We start from the raw sequence: 15,264 nt of genomic DNA on the forward strand, positions 1-15,264 counted from the left end.
CCACAGGGCGGCATCGTCATGACCACACGCTGCATCACTGCAGAAGACAGCTCTCCGGTCGGCGCTCCCACGTGGCCACGGAGGAGTGGTAATTCCGGCGCCCTGCAGGCGTCCCGCAGAAAGCGACAAGATCCGTAGAGTTCTTGATGACGGTGACGCGTCTGCCGCACCGAAGGCGGGTGCCCAGCGGTTGGACAAGACGCCGGCTCGCCCACGGCGCATGACGGCGGCGGACTGCCGGGCCGCGGTCGCCCGCACACCACACGGACTCTGGGCGCCCTCACGTTGTTCGGCGAGGCGTACGGTGTGGGCGTTTCACGGGTACGCGGACGCGTGGAGCGGGCGTGGCCGGGGGCCGCTGTTGTTCTGGCCGGTGCACGGCGGGCTGGCGCGTCAGCTCGTCCCGCGCACGCAGCGCCAGTACCGCCGCGGTGACGGCCACGCAGAGCAGCACCGCCAGCAGCGCGGTCAGTCGGCGCATGCTCGCGCTGGTGGCGAGGGGCCGCGGTCTGCACCTGACGGTCGCCAACCTCCTGGACCAGGTGCCCTTTCCCGGCCTCGCCGTCGTCCCCGTGCTCGACATGCCGCCCATGGTGGTGGTCCCGGTCTGGCGGTCGACCCGGGAGAACGCGACCATCCGTGCGTTCGTGGCGTCGGCCGCCCGCGTGACCGAGGAGCGGAGCGCCGTGATCACGCGGGGGACGACACTTGCCGGGAGCAGCCGCCCGGTAGCCGCAGGGCTCGCCCCACGCCTTACGGCGTGGTCGCCACCCAGTCGGGGTGGTTCGGCATGGGTGGTGTCGTGGGTCCGTACAGCCAGGGGCGGAGGAAGGACTCCATGTCCTCGCCCGTCGTCGCGGATGCCAGATTGATGAAGTCCTGGGTGCTCGCGGTCTTTCCGCGGTAGTTCGTGAGCCAGGCCCGCTCGATCTTCTGGAAGTTCTCGGCGCCGACCTTCTCGCGCAGCGCGTAGAGCACGAGGGCCGAGCCGTCGTAGCGCATCCGCTTGAACAGGTTGGATTCGGTGGGCTCGGCCGGGGCGCCGAAGTCGCGGCGCCACAGGTTGTGGTTCGTGTACGCCGTCTTCATGGCGGCCTCGAAGCTGTCGCCGCCGTGCTCCTCGGAGTAGAGGCGCTCGTAGAAGCGGGCATGGCCCTCGCTGAGCCACAGGTCCGACCAGGTGCGCAGCGCAACGCTGTCGCCGAACCACTGGTGGGCCAGCTCATGGACGAGAGTGCGCTCGGCGTCCACCGCGGTGCCGAGCAGTTCGGCCTTGGGGACCAGCGAGAGCGTCTGCGTCTCCAGTGCGACCGAGAGGTCGGTGTCCCCGACCAGCACGCCGTACCTCTTGAAGGGGTAGGCGCCGAGGCGCTGTTCGAGCCAGTCGAGGTGCTTCGGGGTGAGGTCGAGATACGCGTCGGTCCGCTCGACGAGGTCGTCGGGTACGTAGTCGCGAAGGGGGACGCCGCCGGTGGTCGGCCGGTCGACGGGGGTCAGCTTGCCGACGGCCATCTGCACCAGCTGGGTGGAGACCGGCTGTTCGGAGTCGTACGTCCAGCGCTCCCGGTCGCCGGGGAGCGGTTCACGCGAGACGAGTCTGCCGTTCGCCACCGCGGTCAGTCCGGCGGGTGCGGAGATGCGGAAGGTGACGGGTGCACGCTGACTCGGGTGATCGTTCGACGGGAAGATCATCTTCGCGCCGTTGGGCTGCGGGTACAGCGCGGTGCCGTTGGGCGTCGGTATCCAGCCGTAGTCCTCGATGGCGTCGTCACGGTGGCGTATCTGCGTGGGGTCGGCGGTGTAGGTGACCGTGACGGTGAAGGCGCCGTTGCGCGGCAGCGCCAGCCAGGGCGTGACGACCAGTTCGTCGCCTTCGCGCACAGCTTCGGCCGGGACGCCGTTCACGGTGACCTTGTGAAGGGTGTTGCCCGCGAAGTCCAGGTTGAAGCTGGACAGTTCCTTGGTGGCGGTGGCCTGGATGGTGGCCTGCGCCTCGAACGGTGTTCTCGGCGCCTGCCAGTCGAAGTCGAGGAGGTAGCGGTTCACCGTGTAGCCGCCATTGCCGTCGAGGGGTAAGAGCGGGTCGCCGAGCCCGGCGCCACCGGGGACGGGGACCGAGTCGCGGCCCGCGGCCGGCGCGGCACCGGCCGCGGGGGCGGTGAGGGCGGCGGTCACGGTGATCGCGGCGGCGAGGGCGAGGTGCAGGGCAAGGCGGGGCTTTACCTGTGGGTTCATCAAAAACCTTCCGGCTGCAGGACGGAGGCGCCCCGCGGAAGAGTTCGGCAGGGCGCCTCGGATCATGACGTGACGGTGTGCCTAGTACGGGTCGTAGTTGCCGTCGGTAGTCGCAACACCCGTGGCGGAGGACACCTGGAAACCGTCCGGAACGGACGGGATGCAGCCGTCGGCGCACTGCGGGGTGACTGCGTCCGCCCGGGCGATGGCGGCCGGGCCGACGAGGAGTGCTGCGGCGACGCCGCCCACGGTCAGGAAGCCTGCGGCCCGGCGAGGAGTCCACTTCAATGTCACTTCTTTCGGATCCCTTCTTCCCCTTCTGGGCCTTCTGATCCCTCTGGTGAAACTCTGCAAGGCAGGGCAGCCCGATCAATGCCTCTTTACTTATGCGGCGATTAGTCGCAGTGAAGGGCGTAGCCTGCCAAACCAGCCGCGGTTGGAGGACCTGGTCATCGGGGCATGATTCGGGTGCGGCAGGAGTACGCGGCCGTCCTCATGACTTCTCCCTGTCCCAGGTGACCGGCAGGCTCTTCACCCCGTAGATGTCCGCGGTCTCCGGACGCAGGCCGACCTCCTCGGCCGGTACGGCCAGGCGCAGCGTGGGGAAACGGTCGACCAGCGCGCGGAACGCGACCCGCATCTCGACGCGGGCCAGTTGCTGACCCAGGCACTGGTGGATGCCGTGGCTGAAGGCCAGGTGCCCGCTCGTGTCCTGCCTCCGCAGGTCGAGCACGTCGGGGTCGGTGAAGCGCTCGGGGTCGCGGTTGGCGGTGTTGAAGGACAGCACGACCGTCGTGCCGGCCTCGATGGTCAGGCCGCCCACCTCGACGTCCTCAAGGGCCGTCCGCATGAACGTCTTGGCGACGCTCAGATACCGCAGCAGTTCCTCCACGGCCTTGTCGGTGAGCGCGGGGTCGGCGCGCAGCGCGGCCAGTTGCGCCGGGTTCTGCAGCAGCGCGAAGGTGCCGAGGGACAGCATGTTCGCGGTGGTGTCGAAACCGGCCGCCAGCAGGATCAGGCTGATCCCCTTCAACTCCTCATCGGTCAGATCGCTGTCGGTGAGTTCGCTGAGCACGTCGTCGGTGGGGTTCGCGCGCTTGGCCGCGACCAGCTTCGCGAGGTACTCCTGGGTCGCCGTGTAGGCCGCTATCAGCTCCTCGTCGCTCGTCTCCCCGCCCATGAACGTGTCGATCTGCTCCTGGAAGGAGCCCCGGTCCTCGTACGGCACGCCCAGCAACTCGCAGATCACGATCGTGGGGATGGGCTTGGCGAATGCGGTCACCAGGTCCGTCGGCGGCCCGGCCTGCTCCATGGCGTCCAGACAGTCGGCGGTGATCTGCTCGATGCGCTCGGTGAGCAGACGCATCCGCCGTACGGTGAACTTGCCCGCCAGCGGCTGGCGGTAGCGCCGGTGCTGTGGGTCGTCCATGAGGAGGAACTCGCCGGGCGGCGCGGGAGGAAGCTCGAAGTCCACGACGTTCAGAAGCTCCTTGCGCGAGCTGAACCGCGGGTCGGCCAGGACCGACCTGACCAGGTCGTACCCGGTGATCAGCCAGCCGGGTTTTCCGCCGGGGTGGGTGAAGCGACTGATGGGTCCGTGGCGGCGGGCTTCGGTCAGCTCCGCCGGAGGGTCGAAGGGGCAGCCGGACCGACGCGTCGTCGGCAGCGTCGTGACGGTGTGGACGGACTCGCTCATGGCCATTCCTCATCTCGCGGCATCACGTGTTTGACGATGCTCGAAAGCTACGTTGCGTTTATGAAAGCGTCAATCACGTAAAGCGCATCTTCCCAGGTGCGTGCCAGGAAATTGATGCAATGGCGAGAGAATTGAATGCAACGTTGCGTTGCAATGGATGGCGGTGAAGGTGATGCGGTCCCACAAGGTGGCCCTCCCGGACGGCAGTCGGTGAGGCGCCCCTGCGTCTGCCGGTGCGGTGATTGCGGAGGCCGGCGCAGGTAAGGGTTGGGTGAGAGCGGAGGGCGGTCGGCTCGCTGGGCATTGGGCATGTACCGGACGAAGAGTAGGGTCGGTTCGATATCGACGACGGCAGAACGGAAGCCGGTGGGAATCCGGCACGGTCGCGCCACTGTGTGCCGGTCCCTGGGAACGGGGCGGCGAGTCAGACCCGTAGCCGTCGTCATGTGCACCACCGAGATGGGACGCGAACTCCCTTAAGGAGGCCCTGCCATGGCCCAGCATGTAGCTCAGCCGACCGCCACCACCCCCGCTCTCCCCGCCAAGCTGCCGATCGGCGCGATCGTCCCGTGGGCGGTCTTCTTCGGCATCCTGATGCTGGTCCTGCTGTACTTCGTCGGCGCCGAGCAGGGCGCCACCGCCGTCGTCTCCGGCGAGGACGTCCACGAGTGGGTGCACGACGCCCGCCATCTGCTCGGCTTCCCCTGCCACTGACCCCGCGGAGTCACCACCCTCATGAACTCCGCAATCGTAAGAAACCTGCTCGTGCGGGGCATGCTGGCGGGTCTCGGTGCGGGTGTGCTCGCGCTGGTCGCCGCCTACTTCCTCGGTGAGCCGAGTGTCGACAAGGCGATCGGCTTCGAGGAGGCGCACGCTCCCGCGCACGAGCACGAGGTCGAACTCGTCTCCCGCAGTCTTCAGTCCACCGCCGGCCTGGCCACCGGTGTGCTGATCTACGGGGTCGCCTTCGGCGGTATCGCCGCCCTCGTCTACTGCTTCGCCCTCGGTCGCGTCGGCCGGTTCACCCCGCGGGCCACCGCGTTGCTGCTGTCCGGCTGCGCGCTGCTCGCCGTCTATGTCGTGCCGTTCCTGAAGTACCCGGCCAACCCGCCGGCCGTCGGTGACCCGGACACCATCGGCAAGCGGACCACGCTGTACTTCCTGATGATGGTGCTGAGCGTGCTCCTCGCGATCGCGGCGACCATCCTGGGCAAGCGGCTCGCCCCGCGGTTCGGGAACTGGTGGGCGACCGTGGCGGCGGTCCTCGCGTTCGCGCTGGCGATCGGGGTGGCGTACGCGTTCCTGCCGGTCGTCAACGAGGTGCCCGCGGACTTCCCGGCCACCGTGCTGTGGCGGTTCCGGCTCTCCGCGCTGGCCATGCAGGCCACCCTGTGGGCAGGGTTCGGGCTCGTCTTCGGCGAGTTGGCCGAGCGGCTGCTGAACCCCGGGCCGGCCGCTGCGGCGTCGGCTTCGACGGCGGCCGCCTCCGGCTGATCAGGACGCGACCATGCGCGAGGGCCCGCGGAACCATCCGGGGGCCCTCTCGCGTTCTTCGGACATCCGACCGACCCCCGGCCAGGACATGACCCGACGATCCGAGCGACCGCACCGACGGGACGGGGACGACCGAGGCGAGCAGCGGAGGACCCCCGTGGCCAAGCACCCTCAGCCCCGCCGTATCACCCTGGGCGGCCGTGAGGCCGTCGCCCTGACGCCGGAGGAGTACCGGCAACTCATCGCGAGCCGACGGCAGATCGGCGGCCAGAGCGCCCGGGTGCGGGTACTCGCCCAGCAGGCGAAGCGCACCGAGGAACTGCTGAGGGAGTTGGAGACCCTGATCGCCGCTCCGGAGGCGGGCCCTGGTGCGCCGGCCGGGAGACCGTCGTCGGACTGCTCCGGGACGTGCCGGGCCGCCGACGTGCCGGGGGAGACGAACACGGACCCGGGCTGTCTGCGTTGCGCCATCGCGGCGCTGCTGCGTCGTCATCGCGACCCGAGCGTCTGAAACCCGCCGCGTCCTCGCGACCCGAGCGTCTGAACCCGCCGCGCTCTCGCGACCCGAGGTCTGAAACCCGCCGTGTCCTCGCGACCCGAGGTCTGAAACCCGCCGTGTCCTCGCGACCCGAGCGTCTGAACCCGCCGCGCTCTCGCGATCCGAGGTCTGAAACCCGCCGTGTCCTCGCGACCCGAGGTCTGAAACCCGCCGTGTCCTCGCGACCCGAGCGTCTGAACCCGCCGCGCTCTCGCGATCCGAGGTCTGAAACCCGCCGTGCCCTCGCGAACCTTCCCGCCCTCACCCGTCGTTGTCGGCCCCCCGCGCGTGCAACGGCTGTCCCAGGCCGAGGTTCCAGCGCCCGGACCGCCCGCTGATCGCCGTCGCCGTCAACGGCGGCACGTCGACCCGCCAGAAGGCCGCCGCCGGCGCGTCCAACACCTGCACCACCACGGCCCGTACGACGTCGGGCTCCACCACGGCGACCGTACGGCCCTCCGTCCGCGCCGCGCCGTCCAGCCACCGCCCGATCCGCAGGCACAGGTCCCGCACGGACTCCCCGCCGTGCGGCGCGGACGCGGGGTCGGCGAGCCACTGACCGACCGCCGCCGGCTCGGCGCCGCTGACCTCGTCAAGAGCAAGGCCCCGCCAACGGCCCACGTCCAGCCCGGCGAGCTCCACACTCGGCTCGCCCGCCCCGAGTTCCAGCGCCTCGGCGGTCTCCCGGCAGCGCACGCTGGGGGACAGGACCACCAGGGCAGCGGGTGGCAGCACCCCGGCCGCCGCGCGCGCTTGCGCCATGCCGATGTCGTCGAGCGAGGTCGTCCCGTCGTCGAAACGGGGCCGACGCAGCGAGGGGTTCATCGCGGGGGAGACGAAGGTGACGCGGCTGGTCATCTGGCTCATCTTTCTGCCGGTGGTCGGGTGGAGGGGGCGCCCGGTGCGCAGTTGGCGCTGCTCGGCACCCGGTTCCGTAGCCCTCGGGTACCACCTTGTCGAAGTGCGGGGGCAGTTGCTCGCCGAGTCACCCGCCGCCTGGTTGGCCCTGCCGTTCATCTGAGTGGAGCAAGATCGCGAGCCCTCGGCGTGGCAGGGGGATATATTGCGACTTTTCCAATTACCCTCTCATCACTGTACGAAGTCGATCCCGCACGGATCGCACCCACCTCACTCCATCGGAGAAAGACATGCACAAGCTTCGCAAGGCTGCCGTCCTGGCCGTCGCCCTCGGCAGCGTCGGACTGCTGGGCGCCGGTACGGCCAACGCCCAGGGTCTCGACGGCGGCGGCAAAGGCGGGGGCCAGGTCAGCGTCCTGCAGAGCTCCAACTGCAAGTCGCACGACCTGAATGTCGACGTCCTCGGCCAGGTCGGCGTCCTCAACGGCGCGCTGGGCAACGCGCTCAACGGTGAGGGCAACGCCGGCGGACAGGCCGGCACCCACCTGGGCTCCGACATGGGGTGCAACAGCAGCGCCTTCTGAGGCGCGTGCTGGAACGGGGCCTCTCGGCCCGGACCGGTGCCCCAAAGGCGGGACCTGCCGGTGGAGTACGGGCCGTGGCACACGGTCCATGGGGTCCCGCTGACGGCAGTGCACCGGCGTCCCGCGAGCCGTGCTGACCGGCCGCAGGGCGATGAGGATGCCGCCGGGTTGACTGCCCCTCGGAAACCGGGCAGGGGTCCGATCCACGACCCTGGATCGCGCCCCTGCCCGGTCTGTCGCGTGGATCAGCGGCGCAACCCCAGCGCCGCCCGCCCCGCGTACCGCGCCTGCGTCCCCAACTCCTCCTCGATACGGACGAGTTGGTTGTACTTGGCGGTGCGGTCGGAGCGCGACAGCGAACCCGTCTTGATCTGGCCGCAGCCGGTGGCGACGGCGAGGTCGGCGATGGTGGTGTCCTCCGTCTCGCCGGAACGGTGGGACATCACGACGGTGTACCCGGCGCGGTGCGCGGTGCCGACGGTGGCCAGCGTCTCGGTGAGGGTGCCGATCTGATTGACCTTCACCAGGATCGAGTTGGCGATGCCGTCCCGGATCCCGGCGCGCAGCAGCGCCTCGTTGGTGCAGAACACGTCGTCGCCGGTGAGCTGACAGCGGTCGCCGAGCCGCGCGGTCAGCGCGCGCCAGCCCTCGTGGTCGTCCTCGGCCATCGGGTCCTCGACGGAGGCGACCGGGTAGGCGTCGACCAGCGCCGCGAGGTAGTCGGCGTGCTCGGTCGGAGTCCGGCGGACGCCCTCGCCCTTGTAGTCGTAGACACCGTCGCGGAAGAACTCCGACGTGGCCGGGTCCATCACCAGGGTGATGTCGGTACCCGGCTTGTAACCGGTCTGCTCGATGGCGCGTACGACGAAGTCCAGCGCCTCCTCGGCGGTGCGCAGGTCGGGTGCGAAGCCGCCCTCGTCGCCGACGTTCACGCTGTGTCCAGCGGCGACCAGGTTGCCGCGCAGGGTGTGGAAGACCTCCGAGCCCATCCGGACCGCCTCGGCGAAGGTGGCCGCACCGATGGGCGCGATCATGAACTCCTGGAAGTCCAGCGGATTGTCGGCGTGGGCACCGCCGTTGACGATGTTCATCATCGGCACCGGCAGTACCCGGGCGTCGACCCCGCCGACATAGCGGTACAGCGGCAGCCGGTGGGAGGCCGCGGCGGCCTTGGCGGCCGCCAGGGAGGCGCCCAGGATCGCGTTCGCGCCGAGACGCGCCTTGTCGGCCGTGCCGTCCAGGTCGATCAGTGCCGCGTCGACGGTCGCCTGGTCGTCGGCGGAGAGTCCGACCACGGCATCGGAGATGGTGTCGTTGACGGCGTCGACGGCGCGCCGCACCCCCTTGCCGTGGAAGCGGCCGGGGTCCCCGTCGCGCAGCTCCACCGCCTCGCGGGCTCCGGTGGAGGCGCCGGACGGGACGGCCGCACGGCCGAGCGATCCGTCCGAGAGCTCCACGTCGACCTCGACGGTCGGGTTGCCCCGGCTGTCGATGATCTCGCGTCCGACGACCCGGCTGATGACCACGGGCACGCTGCAGCTCCTCACGTTCGGTCCGTCGCGCATCACGACGGGGCTAAGTTCCAGTGGGGAACAAAGTGAGTTCCGAAAAGGAACCTACTATGGGTGCATGAGGATGCACAACGCCGACGAGACCTGCGGTATCGCCCAGGCCGCCACGGTTCTGGGCGACTGGTGGAACGTGCTGGTGCTGCGCGAGGTGGCCCGCGGACACGTCCGCTTCGACGCGCTGGCCGCCGAACTCGGCCTGTCCCGCAAGGTCCTCACGGAGCGGCTCGGCCGGCTCGTCGCGAGCGGGGTGCTGCGCCGCAGCCTCTACCAGCGGCGTCCGGTGCGCTACGAGTACCTGCTCACCGACGCCGGCGCCGCGCTGCTGCCGCTGCTCGTCGCGATGCAGGACTGGGGTGACCGGTGGGTCCTGGGGGACGGAAGCCTCACGGGGACGGCCGGGACCGAGAGCGCCGAGCACGCCCGGGTGCACGCCCTGACCGACACCCGACTGCCCGACGGCCTCGAACTGCCCGGCACGCAGGGCGCCGACCTGTCCGGCACGCAGGGCGCCGACCTGTCCGGCACGCAGGGCGCCGACCTGCCCCTCGTCTCCCCGGATGCCGCCGCGACCGTGCTGTTCACCTATCCCGGCACCGGAGTCGTATGGGGCGAGGACATCCCCGGCGCCGACGGCTGCACGCTGGAGAACCGGCTCTTCCGTGAGGCCTGGCCCGAGTTTCGGGCGGCGGGAGTGGACGTGCGGGGAGTCAGCACCCAACTCGTCCACGAGCAGCAGCGGTTCGCCCGCGCCGAGGAGGTCCCCTACGCCCTCCTCTCCGACGCCGCCCACCGGCTCGCCGCCGCCCTGCGGCTGCCGACCTTCCGAGGCGCGGGCCGACTGCGGCACAAACGCCTGATCCTGGTGGTCGACGCCGAACGGACCGTACGGCATGCGCTGTTCCCCGTCGTCGACATCCCCCACGCTGTCGCCGAGAGCCTGCGCCTGGCCGTCCGGCTCACTGGTTCACCGGTGGTGCGGTGAGCAACAGGAATCCGGCCGTCTCGTGCCTGCCGAAGTGAGGCAGTCCCTGGCCGAGCTCGCGAGGATCAAGGCCGAGCCGCGGGAGCCGTTGGCCTCCGAGGTCTCCCGACGGCTGATCGAGCGCGGCCGCCGGCTCGACGGCCCGGGGCCCACCAAGGCGGCGTTCCGTCCCCGCACCGCCGAGCAGGCCGCCGCACTCGTCCCTGACCGTCAGTTCGCGGGCTTGTAGGCGCTGATGACGTAGAGCGCCTCGTCGTCGATCGCGTTCTCCATCCAGTCCACGGAGATCCGCACCGGGTGCCCGTCGGCCGCGTACCGCGCCTCGGCCCTGTCCGCGTCGTCCCGCCGAGCCTGCTCCAGCTCGTCGAGGAGCTCCCCGATGGTGGGCACCGCGTCGGGGATGTCCTTGACGATCCGCCGGGCACTCTCGTCGAGGCCCACCGCCTCGGCCACGGCGCCGTCGCGGACCGTGATCCGGAAGGTGCCGAGCAACGTCCGTTCCCCGGCGCTGGACTGGAGCGTGTAGGTGTACGAGTCGGGCTCCTGCCACGGGGCCCGACTCTGCGTCCCCTTGCTCTTCGTCCCCACCCCCTCCGTCTGCACGCTCTGCGTCCCGTCGCCGCAGGCGGCCACCCCGCAGAGCAGCCCTGCGACCAGTACGGCCCCGGACACGGCACGGGTGGTGCGGGAGGTGAGAGATACGGCGCTCATGGCGGAAGTCCCTTCGAAACGGCTACCGCTATGACGCCGGTCGCCCCGGCAACGTTCGGCCGCCCTTCGCGAACTGTGCGGTCACCGCGCCACTCTCCGTGTTTTGGACGGGCCCTTCTCGTGCCCTTGATCAGCCCTGTACGGACGCTAACCGCTGCTTCGCAACAGTGAGATCACCCGCTCCACCAGGGAAAACATCAGAAGGGAAGAGCGCCATGGGCAGTGTCTCGCGACCGCAGCGCCGAGCCATCCTCACCGGAGGGCTCGTGGCCTCCGCAGCCGTGATCACCGGCTGTTCGTCCAAGACCGGCGGCGACTCGGCGGGGAAGGCCACGGCCGTGGGCGCGCCGGCGGCCCCGTCACCGGCCGCGAGCGCACCCCCCACCACGCCCCGGGCGGCGTACGCGCGGCTGCTTGAGGGCAACGAGCGTTGGGTGAACGGCTCGCTCCAGCGCCCCAACCAGGGCATCGGCCGGCGCCAGTCCGTCGCCGAGGAGCAGGACCCGTACAGCGTCATAGTGTCGTGCATCGACTCCCGGGTGCCGCCGGAGATGGTCTTCGACACCGGCCTGGGCGACCTGTTCGTGATACGCACCGGCGGACAGGTGGTCGCACCGGTGGTCACCGGTTCCGTCGAGTACGGGCCCGTGACGTCGGGGTCCCCGCTGATCCTCGTCCTCGGGCACCAGCGCTGCGGCGCGGTCAAGGCGGCGTACAAGGCGCTGAAGGAGCGCAAGCCGCTGCCGGGCAACCTGCAGTCGATCGTGGAGACGCTGCGCCCCGCGTACGAGGCGATATCCAAGGAGAAGCACGCCGATCCCGTCGACGCCATGATCCGCGGCCACGCCCAGCAGACCGCCGCCGACCTGCGCCGGAGCGCCAATCTCGCTCCGCTGGTGCGGAAGGGCGACCTCGCCGTTGTCAGCGCCTACTACTCGCTCGACACCGGCAAGGTGGAAGTCCTCTCCGGAGCGCCTTCCGCCTGACGAGGGGGATGACCGGCCGTTGTTGGGGGCGGCCGGTCATCGCTCGTGGTCCGGGCACCCGCAACCGGACTCCCGCTCGCCCCACCTCTCTCTCACTCGGGCAGCGCCGACGCCAGCAGTTGCGCCAGGTGGACTGCCTCGTGCCCGCCGCTGTCGAGCTCATGGATCTGCGTACGGCAGCTGAAGCCGTCGGCGAGCACGACCGTTCCGGTGTCCTCCTCCCGCAGCCGAGGCAGCAGGACGCGTTCCGCGCAGGCCCGGCTGACCTCCGAATGGCCCTGCTCGAAGCCGAAGTTGCCGGCCAGCCCGCAGCAGCCGGAGTCGAGCCGCTCGGCGTCGACCCCGGCGCTGCGCAGCAGCTTCGCGTCGGCCTCCCAGCCCAGTACGGCGTGCTGATGGCAGTGCACCTGCGCCACCGCGCGGGCGCCGCGGTCGGGCACCCGTGGGGGCTCGTACCCCGGGCTGTGCTCGGTGAGCAACTCGGCCAGGGTCACCGTCTGTTCCGTCAGCCTGCGCACATCCCGGTCGCCGGGGAACAGCTCCCCCGCGTCCGACCGGAACACGGCGGTACAGCTCGGTTCCAGACCGACCACCAGCCCACCCTCCCGCAGATGACCGCCCAGATGGCGGACGGTCCGGGCCAGGACGCGTTCGGCGATGCCGAGTTGCCCGGTGGAGATCCAGGTCAGGCCACAGCACAGCGGCTCGCTCGGCATCGCCACGCGCCAGCCCGCGTGCTCCAGCAGTTCCACCGCCGCCTGCCCCACGTGCGGGTGGAAGAGGTTGGTGAACGTGTCCGGCCACAGCAGCACCGTCCCCCGCGCCCCGGCGACGGAGCCGTCACGGCGGGCGAACCAGCTCTGCAGCGACTGCCGGGCGAACCACGGCACCTCCCGGTCCGCGACCCCGGCCACCGCGACCGCCAGCCGAGACAACGGCGGTGTGTGGGTGAACGCGTTGACCACCCGCCCGAGCCCGCCCCGCACCACGGCCTGGGCGACGACCGGCAGCCACCCCATCGACAGGTCCGAGCGCGGCCTGCGCCAGGGCCGCCCCGCGTAGTGGTGCGACAGGAACTCCGCCTTGTACGTCGCCATGTCGACATCGGCCGGGCAGTCGCTCTTGCACCCCTTGCAGGCCAGGCACAGATCGAGGGCGTCCTTCACCGCCCGCGAACGCCAGCCGTCGCGGATCGCGCTGTCCCCGTGCCCGTCGAGCATCTCGAACAGCAGCCGGGCCCGGCCCCGCGTGGAGTGCTCCTCCTCCAGCGTGACCTGGTACGACGGGCACATCACCGCTCCGCCCTCGGTGTTCGGACGACGGCATTTGCCCACGCCCACGCACCGGTTGGCGGCCTCGGCGAACGACCCGCCGTCGTGCGGGAAGCGGAAGTGCAGGTCCCGCGGGTCGTACGGCGCCCAGTCGCCGCCGAGGCGGAGGTCCTCGTCGAGCCCGTACGGCGCCACGACCTTCCCGGGGTTCATCCGGTCACCCGGGTCGAAGACGGCCTTGAGCCGCCCGAACGCCGCCACCAGCTCCTCCCCGAACATCCGCGGCAGCAGCTCGCCCCGGCTCTGCCCGTCCCCGTGCTCACCGGAGAGGGACCCGCCGAACTCGACCACGAGATCGGCCGCCCGCTCCATGAACCGCCGGTAGTCGGCCACCCCCTGAGCGCTGTACAGGTCGAACGGGATCCGCGTGTGCACGCACCCCTGCCCGAAGTGGCCGTAGAGACTGGGCCCGGCGTCGCTCAGATACCCGAACTCCTCGAACAGATCGTGCAGCCGCCGCAGATAGTCGCCCAGCCGCTCCGGGGCCACCGCCGAGTCCTCCCAACCCTCCCAGGTGTCCGGGTGCCCGGGGATGTGCGCGGTGGCGCCGAGACCGGCCTCGCGGACCTGCCAGAGCTGCTCCTCGTGGGCGGGGTCGTCCAGGAAGGCGACCTCGGGGTCGTGCTCGGACTCGTGCAGCCCGTCCAGCATCCGGTGGGCGAGCTCGTCGGCCTCCTCGACGGTCCCGCCGCCGAACTGCACCATCAAGAAGGCCTTCCCTTCCGGCAGTTGGGCGATCGCCTGCGGGTTGAGGTGCTTGAGCCGTTCGTCGTGGACGAGGTGGTGATCGACGCCCTCCAGCGCGATCGGCTCGTACGGCAGGATCTCCGGTACGGCGTCCGCGGCGAGCGCGATGTCCGGGAACCCCAGCACCACCAGCGAGCGTTCCCGCACCACGGGGACCAGCTTCAGCTCCGCCCGGAGCACGGTGACCAGCGTCGACTCGCTGCCGACCAGCAGCCCGGCGACGTCGAAGCCGTGTTCGGGGAGCAGTGAGTCCAGGTTGTAGCCGGAGACCCGGCGGGGAATCTCGGGGAAGCGGCGCCGGATGTCGTCGGCGCAGGTGTCGCGCAGGGCGCGCAACTGCCGGTACAGGGTGGCGCGCAGATCACCGTGCCGCTCGATCTCGGCGTACTCCTCGTCGCTCGTCTCCCCGCACCAGAAGCGGGTGCCGTCGTAGAGCAGCACCTCCAGGCGGGCGACGTTGTCGACGACCTTGCCGGTCGCCTGGGCGGTGGCGCCGCAGGAGTTGTTGCCGATCATGCCGCCGATCGTGCAGTTGGCGTGGGTGGCGGGCTCCGGCCCGAAGCGCAGCCCGGTCGGGGCGAGTCGGCGGTTGAGCTCGTCCAGCACGATCCCCGGCTGCACGACACAGGTGCGGGCCTGTGTGTCGACCGACTCCAGGCCCGTGCAGTACTTCGACCAGTCGATCACGACGGCCGTGTTGGCGCACTGCCCGGCCAGGCTGGTCCCGCCGCCCCGCGACAGCACGGGCACGTCGTACTCCCGGGCGACGGCCACCGCCTCCACGGCGGCCTCGGGGGTGTGCGGTACGACCACGCCGATCGGCGTCCGGCGGAAGTTCGAGGCGTCGGTGGAGTACGCGGCCCGGCTCCCGGCGTCGAAACGGACCTCGCCGTCGACGCGCTCGCGCAGGGCCGCCTCCAGGGCCGCCGGGTCGGACGGAGGTGCTGTGTCGCGGCGTACGACGGGGGCGGGCAGGTCCGAGGTGCCCATGAACGCCTCCTCGATGTCGGTGCGGGCCCCGCCCGGGTACCCGCGACCGCGCCGGGGACTACTCCGGTGCCGCCTCCGCCACGACGTCGGGAATCAGCGCGCACATCGCCTGGCGCTGGGTCGGCCCCATGAACCGGGCGAGGGCCTCCTTGACCGTCTCGGCGAGGACCCCGGAAGCCTCCTTGAGCAGGCCACGGGCCTTCTCGGTGAGGGCGACCTCGACGCCCCGCTTGTCCCCGCAGACCGACTTGCGGGTGACCAGGCCGGCGTGCTGGAGGCAGGCGATCTGGTAGGTGAGGCGGGTCTTGGGGCGGCCGAGCAACTCGGCGATCCGCGTCATCCGCAACGCCTCGCCGGGGTCCGCGGCGAGCAGGCACAGGACCAGGAACTCGTCGTGCGAGACGTCCAGCCGCTCCTTGACGACGGTGCGCAGCTCCTGCTCGACGGCTCCGGTCGCGGCCAGCATCAGCATCCAGGCGTGCAGCTCTACGGGCAGGAGTCCGTCGCCGGAGACGGAGGGGCAGTCGGAGCGGTCGGCCAT

General features: G+C 70.8%; 16 protein-coding genes. 7 read left to right on the plus strand and 9 right to left on the minus strand.

Annotation, left to right across the window (positions count from 1 at the left end; all coding sequences use genetic code 11):
* Positions 1-280: 280 nt before the first annotated feature.
* The 4 genes from POF73_RS16675 to POF73_RS16690 all read right to left on the minus strand — a co-directional run bounded on the left by POF73_RS16675 (position 281) and on the right by POF73_RS16690 (position 3,931).
* Positions 281-694: a hypothetical protein gene (locus tag POF73_RS16675; RefSeq protein WP_272115890.1), complete on the minus strand. Its 414-nt coding sequence runs from the start codon at positions 692-694 to the stop codon at positions 281-283.
* Positions 695-753: 59 nt separating this feature from the next.
* On the minus strand, positions 754-2,235 hold the full coding sequence (locus POF73_RS16680; RefSeq protein WP_272115892.1) for a M1 family metallopeptidase: 1,482 nt from the start codon (positions 2,233-2,235) through the stop codon (positions 754-756).
* Positions 2,236-2,316: 81 nt separating this feature from the next.
* Entirely contained in the window at positions 2,317-2,523 is a 207-nt protein-coding gene (locus tag POF73_RS16685) for a hypothetical protein (protein WP_272115895.1), read from the minus strand.
* A gap of 205 nt (positions 2,524-2,728) precedes the next feature.
* On the minus strand, positions 2,729-3,931 hold the full coding sequence (locus POF73_RS16690) for a cytochrome P450 (protein ID WP_272115897.1): 1,203 nt from the start codon (positions 3,929-3,931) through the stop codon (positions 2,729-2,731).
* A gap of 492 nt (positions 3,932-4,423) precedes the next feature.
* On the opposite strand from POF73_RS16690, the gene POF73_RS16695 reads away from it, so the two are divergent.
* The 3 genes from POF73_RS16695 (at position 4,424) to POF73_RS16705 (ending at position 5,936) form a co-directional block, all read left to right on the plus strand.
* Positions 4,424-4,645, plus strand: a complete 222-nt coding sequence (locus tag POF73_RS16695) for a CbtB domain-containing protein (protein WP_272115899.1) — start codon at positions 4,424-4,426, stop codon at positions 4,643-4,645.
* Positions 4,646-4,666: 21 nt separating this feature from the next.
* Positions 4,667-5,425 carry a CbtA family protein gene (locus POF73_RS16700; RefSeq protein WP_272115901.1) on the plus strand — a complete coding sequence of 253 codons (759 nt, stop codon included), beginning with the start codon at positions 4,667-4,669 and terminating at the stop codon, positions 5,423-5,425.
* Between the two features lie 157 nt (positions 5,426-5,582).
* Positions 5,583-5,936 carry a hypothetical protein gene (locus POF73_RS16705; RefSeq protein WP_272115903.1) on the plus strand — a complete coding sequence of 118 codons (354 nt, stop codon included), beginning with the start codon at positions 5,583-5,585 and terminating at the stop codon, positions 5,934-5,936.
* 288 nt (positions 5,937-6,224) lie between these two features.
* Here POF73_RS16705 and POF73_RS16710 read toward each other — a convergent pair whose 3' ends face one another.
* Positions 6,225-6,821: a histidine phosphatase family protein gene (locus POF73_RS16710; RefSeq protein ID WP_272115905.1), complete on the minus strand. Its 597-nt coding sequence runs from the start codon at positions 6,819-6,821 to the stop codon at positions 6,225-6,227.
* Between the two features lie 290 nt (positions 6,822-7,111).
* Here POF73_RS16710 and POF73_RS16715 point away from each other — a divergent pair, with 290 nt between their 5' ends.
* Positions 7,112-7,405 carry a hypothetical protein gene (locus POF73_RS16715; protein ID WP_272115907.1) on the plus strand — a complete coding sequence of 98 codons (294 nt, stop codon included), beginning with the start codon at positions 7,112-7,114 and terminating at the stop codon, positions 7,403-7,405.
* 245 nt (positions 7,406-7,650) lie between these two features.
* Here POF73_RS16715 and eno read toward each other — a convergent pair whose 3' ends face one another.
* Positions 7,651-8,931: a phosphopyruvate hydratase gene (eno, locus tag POF73_RS16720; RefSeq protein ID WP_272116113.1), complete on the minus strand. Its 1,281-nt coding sequence runs from the start codon at positions 8,929-8,931 to the stop codon at positions 7,651-7,653.
* A gap of 103 nt (positions 8,932-9,034) precedes the next feature.
* Here eno and POF73_RS16725 point away from each other — a divergent pair, with 103 nt between their 5' ends.
* Positions 9,035-9,958 carry a winged helix-turn-helix transcriptional regulator gene (locus tag POF73_RS16725; RefSeq protein WP_272115909.1) on the plus strand — a complete coding sequence of 308 codons (924 nt, stop codon included), beginning with the start codon at positions 9,035-9,037 and terminating at the stop codon, positions 9,956-9,958.
* Positions 9,959-9,980: 22 nt separating this feature from the next.
* A complete protein-coding gene (locus tag POF73_RS16730; RefSeq protein WP_272115911.1) occupies positions 9,981-10,187 on the plus strand; it encodes a hypothetical protein in 207 nt (68 codons plus the stop codon).
* On the opposite strand, the gene POF73_RS16735 is transcribed toward POF73_RS16730, so the two are convergent.
* The gene (locus POF73_RS16735) at positions 10,169-10,669 is read right to left on the minus strand and encodes a DUF6174 domain-containing protein (protein ID WP_272115913.1); all 501 of its coding nucleotides are present in this window, start codon (positions 10,667-10,669) and stop codon (positions 10,169-10,171) included. The genes POF73_RS16730 and POF73_RS16735 overlap by 19 nt on opposite strands.
* A gap of 215 nt (positions 10,670-10,884) precedes the next feature.
* Between POF73_RS16735 and POF73_RS16740 the strand changes: the two genes are divergently transcribed.
* Positions 10,885-11,655 carry a carbonic anhydrase gene (locus POF73_RS16740; protein ID WP_272115915.1) on the plus strand — a complete coding sequence of 257 codons (771 nt, stop codon included), beginning with the start codon at positions 10,885-10,887 and terminating at the stop codon, positions 11,653-11,655.
* A 92-nt stretch (positions 11,656-11,747) separates the two neighbouring features.
* Here the strand turns inward: POF73_RS16740 and POF73_RS16745 are convergent, their stop codons facing one another.
* A complete protein-coding gene (locus tag POF73_RS16745) occupies positions 11,748-14,723 on the minus strand; it encodes an FAD-binding and (Fe-S)-binding domain-containing protein (RefSeq protein WP_272115916.1) in 2,976 nt (991 codons plus the stop codon).
* A gap of 58 nt (positions 14,724-14,781) precedes the next feature.
* The gene (locus tag POF73_RS16750) at positions 14,782-15,264 is read right to left on the minus strand and encodes a MarR family winged helix-turn-helix transcriptional regulator (RefSeq protein WP_272115917.1); all 483 of its coding nucleotides are present in this window, start codon (positions 15,262-15,264) and stop codon (positions 14,782-14,784) included.

It is taken from the genome of Streptomyces sp. HD, assembly GCF_028369295.1.
Classification (GTDB): domain Bacteria; phylum Actinomycetota; class Actinomycetes; order Streptomycetales; family Streptomycetaceae; genus Streptomyces.

Bases quoted from the DNA above. Each gene is read 5' to 3' on its own strand.
- POF73_RS16735 (WP_272115913.1), bottom strand. From the start codon at position 10,669: ATGAGCGCCGTATCTCTCACCTCCCGCACCACCCGTGCCGTGTCCGGG.
- POF73_RS16680 (WP_272115892.1), bottom strand. From the start codon at position 2,235: ATGAACCCACAGGTAAAGCCCCGCCTTGCCCTGCACCTCGCCCTCGCC.
- POF73_RS16715 (WP_272115907.1), top strand. From the start codon at position 7,112: ATGCACAAGCTTCGCAAGGCTGCCGTCCTGGCCGTCGCCCTCGGCAGC.
- POF73_RS16725 (WP_272115909.1), top strand. From the start codon at position 9,035: ATGAGGATGCACAACGCCGACGAGACCTGCGGTATCGCCCAGGCCGCC.
- POF73_RS16740 (WP_272115915.1), top strand. From the start codon at position 10,885: ATGGGCAGTGTCTCGCGACCGCAGCGCCGAGCCATCCTCACCGGAGGG.
- POF73_RS16710 (WP_272115905.1), bottom strand. From the start codon at position 6,821: ATGACCAGCCGCGTCACCTTCGTCTCCCCCGCGATGAACCCCTCGCTG.
- POF73_RS16700 (WP_272115901.1), top strand. From the start codon at position 4,667: ATGAACTCCGCAATCGTAAGAAACCTGCTCGTGCGGGGCATGCTGGCG.
- POF73_RS16690 (WP_272115897.1), bottom strand. From the start codon at position 3,931: ATGAGCGAGTCCGTCCACACCGTCACGACGCTGCCGACGACGCGTCGG.
- POF73_RS16695 (WP_272115899.1), top strand. From the start codon at position 4,424: ATGGCCCAGCATGTAGCTCAGCCGACCGCCACCACCCCCGCTCTCCCC.
- POF73_RS16745 (WP_272115916.1), bottom strand. From the start codon at position 14,723: ATGGGCACCTCGGACCTGCCCGCCCCCGTCGTACGCCGCGACACAGCA.
- POF73_RS16750 (WP_272115917.1), bottom strand. From the start codon at position 15,264: ATGGCCGACCGCTCCGACTGCCCCTCCGTCTCCGGCGACGGACTCCTG.